This is a genomic window from Catenulispora rubra (assembly GCF_015356825.1).
GTDB lineage: Bacteria > Actinomycetota > Actinomycetes > Streptomycetales > Catenulisporaceae > Catenulispora > Catenulispora rubra.
In genome coordinates this window covers 22,088-28,414 of sequence record NZ_JAACYW010000142.1, presented here as the reverse complement: position 1 = coordinate 28,414, position 6,327 = coordinate 22,088, and the positions used below count along the sequence as shown (strand labels likewise).

Annotated in this window: 6 protein-coding genes and 1 pseudogene; 2 read left to right on the top strand and 5 right to left on the bottom strand. The window is 66.2% G+C overall.

Annotated features, from left to right (window positions below; genetic code table 11):
• Window positions 1-158, top strand: a 158-nt coding sequence (locus GWK61_RS60975; RefSeq protein WP_194915354.1) for a DUF3105 domain-containing protein, incomplete at its 5' end; no start/stop codon positions are given.
• 803 nt (window positions 159-961) lie between these two features.
• On the opposite strand, the gene GWK61_RS31615 is transcribed toward GWK61_RS60975, so the two are convergent.
• Together GWK61_RS31615 and GWK61_RS31610 are read right to left on the bottom strand one after the other, a co-directional pair.
• Complete coding sequence (locus tag GWK61_RS31615; RefSeq protein ID WP_194915353.1) at window positions 962-2,782, bottom strand: SIR2 family protein; 1,821 nt, start codon at window positions 2,780-2,782, stop codon at window positions 962-964.
• A gap of 118 nt (window positions 2,783-2,900) precedes the next feature.
• Window positions 2,901-3,038 carry a hypothetical protein gene (locus tag GWK61_RS31610; RefSeq protein ID WP_194915352.1) on the bottom strand — a complete coding sequence of 46 codons (138 nt, stop codon included), beginning with the start codon at window positions 3,036-3,038 and terminating at the stop codon, window positions 2,901-2,903.
• On the opposite strand from GWK61_RS31610, the pseudogene GWK61_RS57100 reads away from it, so the two are divergent.
• Window positions 3,037-4,082: pseudogene (locus GWK61_RS57100) on the top strand (NAD(P)/FAD-dependent oxidoreductase). The gene GWK61_RS31610 and the pseudogene GWK61_RS57100 overlap by 2 nt on opposite strands.
• A gap of 110 nt (window positions 4,083-4,192) precedes the next feature.
• On the opposite strand, the gene GWK61_RS31600 reads toward GWK61_RS57100, so the two are convergent.
• Genes GWK61_RS31600 through GWK61_RS31590 form a run of 3 tightly spaced genes read right to left on the bottom strand, consistent with a single transcriptional unit; the run spans window position 4,193 to window position 6,290 of the window.
• Window positions 4,193-5,650, bottom strand: coding sequence for a ThiF family adenylyltransferase (locus GWK61_RS31600; RefSeq protein ID WP_228563246.1), 1,458 nt, complete (start codon window positions 5,648-5,650; stop codon window positions 4,193-4,195).
• Entirely contained in the window at window positions 5,629-6,021 is a 393-nt protein-coding gene (locus tag GWK61_RS31595) for a hypothetical protein (RefSeq protein WP_194915351.1), read from the bottom strand. Before GWK61_RS31595 ends, GWK61_RS31600 begins: the two co-directional genes overlap by 22 nt.
• Window positions 6,018-6,290, bottom strand: a complete 273-nt coding sequence (locus tag GWK61_RS31590; protein ID WP_194915350.1) for a hypothetical protein — start codon at window positions 6,288-6,290, stop codon at window positions 6,018-6,020. The genes GWK61_RS31595 and GWK61_RS31590 overlap by 4 nt, the downstream gene beginning before the upstream one ends.
• Window positions 6,291-6,327 lie beyond the last annotated feature (37 nt).

The window sequence follows — 6,327 nt, the reverse complement described above, 5'->3', positions numbered from 1 at the left end:
CGCCCATCACCGTGACCGCCTGGGGCAAGCAGCTCAACGTCGACTCCGCCACCGACGCGCGGATCGCCAAGTTCATCAGCAAGTACATGCAGGGCCCGCAGACGCCGGAGCCCGGCGCCGCCTGCACAGGCGGCACCGGGACCCCGAACGGCTCGTGATACGAGGCCCGGTCGATTCGGTGCCGGGCAGGAGCTCCGTCAAGGAACGACGGTCAAGGTCAGGGTCCACAGCTTCGACGGTGGGCCGGACGGATCCGCGTTGTACCTGCTGGAGCTGCTGACGGTGACCGTGCCGGCGCAGGAGCCTGACTTGGTCGTGGCGGATTCCGATCGGCTCGACCTGATCGGTGATCGACGCCACGGAGGTATCGGAGGCGGTCGGCGCGCTCCAGGTGACGCCGCGCAGTGCGAGGAATTCGAGCTCCACGGTCGTTCCCATGTGCAGACAAGCGCTGCGTACCGGGTTGTCGGTGGTGGGAACGACCAAAGCAAACGTCCCGGACAGGCATTTGCTGGGGCTGCTGAGGCTGGTGGTCGAAAGCGGAGTCGGCTGTTGCGACGGGGAAGCCACCGAAGCAGGTGGCGCGGAGCCCGAAGCGGCCGTGGTGCTCGGCACAGCAGTGGTGGGCGCGGACGCTGAGCCGGTTCCCGTTGTCGTGCTGGTTGAGGACGACGTTTTCGGCGCGGCGGATCCGGAGGAGACCGGGCGCGACGTCGATGAACAGCCGGCGAGGACGGCAGTCGCAAAGACGATCACGGTGGCTATCCCGCGGTTCGGCGTTCGCGGAAGTACGTGCATAGCGGGACTCCCAATTGGCACGCTGCAGCACCGGCGGTTCGCCTTTGGACGCAGCGGTCCCAGCCTGGGTTCCCAGGCTGCACTCGCTCCCCGTACTGCACCGCAAAGGCCCGGCCAAGCCACGAAGACGCCAGACTGGGACGCAAGTGTATTCATCGGTGCGCTAGGGCCTGTCGGTGAAGCTACTCCACCGCGTAACCCCCGCTAGCGCCGCACGCGCCCGTTCTACGTCTCCCCCGAAGGCTCCTGCTCGCACCAGCGGCCAGTTCTCCGAGATCTCCTCGCCGATGCGCGCCACGAGACCGCGCTGGGCGCGCCAGCCGGAGTCGAGAACGTACTCGCCGAGCCACGGGTACCGAGTTCCCGGTTCTTCGCCAGCCTGGCCCCAGGCATCGTTCGAGAGCATCGAGGCGAGGATCTCGAACCTGCTGCAGGCCGCCTGGTAGGCGTCGTCGTCCGGCTCGATGCCGCGCAGCGGCTCGCGGACGTCGGCGCGTACCTGATGGCTCTGCGGGTACTGGCCGATGCCGTTCAGCTGGGTTGCGGGGTTGATCAAGACCGACGCTTCGAGCATGAGAGCGGGGTTAAGGAACATGGCGGCTGACTGGGACGGGTCGTTGTACCTGTTGGGGTTCGTATAGAGCGGGGTGAGCAGCAGGCCGGCAAGCAGCTCCTCGCGCCTGGCGAGGACCGCGGCGACTCCTGCGGTATAGGCAGCGAGTAGGGCTGGGTAGTGGCGTAGTTTCTCCATTTCATCAAGCGAGGCGCCTTGTGAGGGCTTGCGCGCCTGGGCCAGGCGGACCACGGGGCGCACCCAGATGTGGTCGAAGGTGCCGTCGTCGAAGAACGCGCCGGTGGCCAGCAGGTGCAGCAGGGTGTCGGCCTCGGCTCGGTAGTTCCGCATGCTCATTCCGAACGCCGTGGCAGTGGGCTCGTTGGTGCCGCTCCCGACCCAGACGGGATGCCGCTCGAGATCCGACACGCTGTCGGACACCTTGGTGGTGGCCCGATCGACGGTGTCATAGATTTCGATGCGGTCGCGGGTCGTGATCGCCTTCTTGAGCCGGGCGACCGCCATGTCCCGACTGATCGGGTTCTCGCGCATCACGTCGAGCGCTTCGAGCCGCTTCACCAAGTCCGGGAAGAACTCGTCGGCGGTCATCCCCTTGATCACAGTGGCCTGGTGCTGGGCAATGAGGTCTCCGGCCTTATCGCCGACGGTGCCGTAGGCGGACCACACCATCGGGTAGCGGCGCGAGCGCACGCCCTCGATCGCGCCGACCAGCGCGGTGTCCCAATCCGCGGACCAGCCGCAGACGATCAGGCCGTACTCGTCGAGGACCTGGTCGAGCAGCTTCTTCTGGGCCGCAGGGTAGGAGGCGAGTTCCTCCGCCGTGTTGAGCGAGCGCTGGTCGAGGTAGTCCCCGTGCAGCTTGATGATCGTGGCCTGGCTGTGCACCAACGGCGTGGCGGCCCGGTATTGGCCGGGACTGTGGATGATCTGGGGCTTGATTCCAACCTCGGACAGAGCCTGCTCGATGAGCCGGTCGAAGTTCGTCGTGATGATCACCTTGACGCTGCGGCGCCGGACCAGCTCCGCCACCGCCCGGTGCGCCGGGCTCGGGGTGATCCCCGGATCCGCGAAGTAGCGGGTGAGGACGCCCTGACGCGCCGCCCCCGTCGGGGCGATCGCGGCCAGCAGCGGGGAGTAGCCGAGGTCCCCGCGTCCGTTCGCGGTCCACCACGCCACGGGGTCCTTGGCGGCGGTCGCCGCGGCCCCGGCGTCATCCGGGTCCCGCGCCGCGGCGAGCTGCCCGACGAGATCTTCGACGATGCCCCACCCTGTGGGAACCCCCGCTCCGATCGAGATGCCCGCACCGAGCAGCAGCGCATGCATCCCCGGGTTTCCGTGCATGCTGGTGGCCAGTGCCACCTTGTGGTCCACCGCCGGGGCGGTGGCGTCCACCGCGTCGTTCGTCGCCATCGAGCCGGGCTCCTTGCCGCTGCTGTCGTAGGTCGGCCCCGCCGAGGTGTCGAGCCGTGGCTACACTCTACCCCCATTATCGTCAAGATGACGATAATGGGGGTGATCGAAGCAGCGCTCAGCGATGCATGATCAGCGGCACGGGACCGATGAGGGTGGACACCATTGTTGCCTTCGTGATCAGCCGCCAGCCGACGCGGTCGAATCGGCGAATCCGGTTGCTGCGACGTCCCGCCTGCGCGTTCTTGCCGTCCATGCCGGACGACCTCCTGGTTCGTTCGTTCGGCGCCGCAAGCGGCTCCGGCTTGAACGGCGCCGCTCGTAGGCGCCGTGATGACGAACCCTCAGGGTGCATCGGCTTCGTGGCCACTGGGGCCGCGCGCGGTGATGGTGCAGCGCTGTTCACCGCACGCGCCGACTTGCAGCCGCTGGTGTTCGGCTCCTACATCTTCGTCGGCGGCTCGCTGACGACCACCACCGAGGTCGAGAACTACCCGGCTTCCCCGACGGCCCGCAGCTCATGGAGGACATGCGCGCCCAGGCCGAACGCTTCGGCGCCGAGATCATCGCCGACGACGTGACCGCGGTGAACCTGACCGGCGACATCAAAGAAGTCGTCGACAGCGAAGGCACCGTCCACCGTGCCAAAACCGTCATCATCGCCACCGGCTCCGGCTACCGCAAACTTGGCCTGCCCCGCGAGGACGAACTCTCCGGCCGCGGCGTCTCCTGGTGCGCTATCTGCGACGGCTTCTTCTTCCGCAACCAGGACATCGCCGTAGTCGGCGGCGGCGACACTGCCATGGAGGAAGCCACCTTCCTGTCCCGCTTCGCGGCCAGCGTCACCGTCATCCACCGCCGCGGCGAACTGCGCGCCTCCAAGACCATGCAGAACCGCGCCATGAACGACCCGAAGATCTCCTTCGCACTCAACAGCGAAGTCGCCGAGATCCACGGCAACGACATGCTCACCGGCCTCACCCTCCGCGATACGGTCACGGGCGCCACCCGCGAACTCCCCGCCACCGGCCTATTCATCGCCATCGGCCACGACCCCCGCACCGAACTGTTCACCGGCCAAATCGACCTCGACGACTCCGGCTACATCGAAGTCGAAGGCCGCTCCTCCCGCATGAACATCCCCGGCGTCTTCGCCTGCGGCGACGTCCTCGATCACACCTACCGCTAAGCCATCACCGCCGCCGGCTCCGGCTGCACCGCCGCCCTGGACGCAGAACGGTACCTTGCCGCGCTTGCGGATCGAGAGGCTGCGGAGTACCAGCTCGACTCGGTCGGTTGATCGAATAGGGTAGCGAGTTGGCACGTGCAGCCCGGGCCCCAGCCCGACGTAGACCGCTGTTGACGGTCGGAAGCGCGGAGAAGCAGAGCGACTGCGACACCTGGACCGTCCTAGCCGTGATCGGCGCCGGGGAGCGGGCGGGCATTGCCGATTGCGAAAGCCGAGTCCGGCTCAGTCGAACACCATGGACAACGCGGACGTAGTTCAGATCGTTGCTGATCACGTTCCCGTGTTCGCGGGAAGTGGACCCGGGCCTCGTGGTCGCAGCCTTCGTGCAGTCCGACCGCGGAGAGCATGAAGTACGTGGAGGCCTCGCCGGCGGCGATGGTGTTTAGCGTCATTACGGAAGGTGCTGGCTCGCCCTGGACATATCGGGCTTGATCGCGGTGGTGTTGGGACTGCGCATCCAGCGCGAGTTCGGAAGGGTCGATCAAGCCCTCGCACCATTGGCACACCACTCCCGGCAGCAAGGGGCGTATGGCGATGTGCGCCTCACCGACCGTGCCGTCGGGCGCGACCGGGATTGAGACCCCGACTTGGACGCCGGGTACCAGGTATTGCTGGATTACGGCGTTGGTCACGTGGCGCGCTACGTTGGTGTCCGCGGCGAGGAAGATCCAGTCAACCTCGGTCAATGCTTTGACGGCCTTCGGATGGCTTACATCCATGCGCAGCATCGTCACCTTGGTGCTGCGGTTCGCGCGATGTGCGTTACGTGCTGCCAGTCTGGTCTTCGGTGTGCTCAGCAACTCGCCAAGTTGCTTGATCCAGCCTGGGGTGGACTCGTGCCGGAGCCAGGTCATTGCGTCCAGACGGCGAGCGGCGGGAAGGCGGTGCAGGTTGCTCGGGTCGACCTTGTCGGGATCGATGACCACGAGGTGCCCGACACCAAGGCGCCCCAACAGCTCGACCAAGATCGATCCGATGCCGCCGAGGCCCACGACGGCGACGTGCATCTGCCCGAGTACGGCTTGGCCGGCGGCGCCGAACAGCCGCGATTGCCGATCGTAGTCCGAGTGCGCGGCCGGGGGCGGAGCTGCCGGTGCAACTCGTAGCCGAAGGAGATTATGGGTCGGCACGACAACTTCGGTTAGCGCGCTCCGGGTGCCGTCCGGCATGAAGACATCGCCCGCAGCGGCATGCCGTGCGAAGACGAGCCCGCCGACTGGTCGGTCGGTCATCTGCACGATCGCCGGATAGGCGCGGTCATGGCTGGCCATGTCCAGCCCTGAGAACTCCACTCTGGTGGTTCCCGAGTGACAGTGGACAGCGATGTAGGCGAGGCCCTCGGCGTCGGCACGATCGATCGTCTTGTTCACGAAATCGTCGGCCAACGCACGGTACCCCGTCTCGCCGGGCACGTAGTCGCTACCGTCGTTTGCGATCACTACATCTCGCGCAAGGAGCCTTGGGCCGTGTCGGCCGGGAGCTAGGCCAGCCAGGATCACAGCGCCATGTTCATCGCCGTCGCCTGGGAACAAGTGCTTCTGGAGACGATCCCACAAGCGCGGTGGGATGGTCAGCGACAGCCCGGTCGCCTGAGTCTTCATTCCCGGATCGCCAGCCATTCGATCACCTGGGCCACCTTCGTCGCAGCGGTGTCCTTTTGAGGGTCGTGCGGGTTGGTCCGTGTGGAGAACTGCAGTGCGGGCTGATTGCGCCAGGACACCACCGTGAACGGGCTGATATGGTCCCTGCCGTCCACTCGCTTCAGGTCAGGGCTCAAGAACACCGGATAAATGTCCGCGTGGGGACACAGGTTTGTGATCTGGAAGCCGAGGGTGCTCTCGCTCTGAATGAAGGTCGGTCCCGGGTCGATCGGCTTGACGGTCACGTAAGCGCCGCCGGCGCCATCGGGATCGGCGATGACCTTCTTGTCGGGGAACGCCGCTCTCAGGTCGGTGATCTGTTCGGCAACAGCCGAGGTGTAGGTGCTCACGAGTCCTCCTGGCGGCCCTGAGCACGGAACTTCTCGTTCTCGTGAGCCCTGACGGTTTCGCCGTCCGGCACCAGGACCCAGGAATCGCCGACCTTGTGGAACAACCGCGAGTCCGGCTTGACGGTGGTCACTCCCTGCTCGATGGCGTCCCTTTTGATCTGCGCGCCTGTCACGTCCCTGCTGTGCAGCACAACCGGCTGTCGGTTCACCAGGACAGTCACGTTCTTCAGGGCAAGCGACGTGTTCTCGGTGGTTGTCAGATCATTCATGGTTTCTCTCCTCGCGTACCTGTGGGGTGGTTGTTAA

What these genes read in the sequence shown, in the direction of transcription:
- GWK61_RS31615 (WP_194915353.1), bottom strand. Translation starts at nt 2,782, where the DNA reads ATGGCGACGAACGACGCGGTGGACGCCACCGCCCCGGCGGTGGACCAC.
- GWK61_RS31610 (WP_194915352.1), bottom strand. Translation starts at nt 3,038, where the DNA reads ATGGACGGCAAGAACGCGCAGGCGGGACGTCGCAGCAACCGGATTCGC.
- GWK61_RS31600 (WP_228563246.1), bottom strand. Translation starts at nt 5,650, where the DNA reads ATGGCTGGCGATCCGGGAATGAAGACTCAGGCGACCGGGCTGTCGCTG.
- GWK61_RS31590 (WP_194915350.1), bottom strand. Translation starts at nt 6,290, where the DNA reads ATGAATGATCTGACAACCACCGAGAACACGTCGCTTGCCCTGAAGAAC.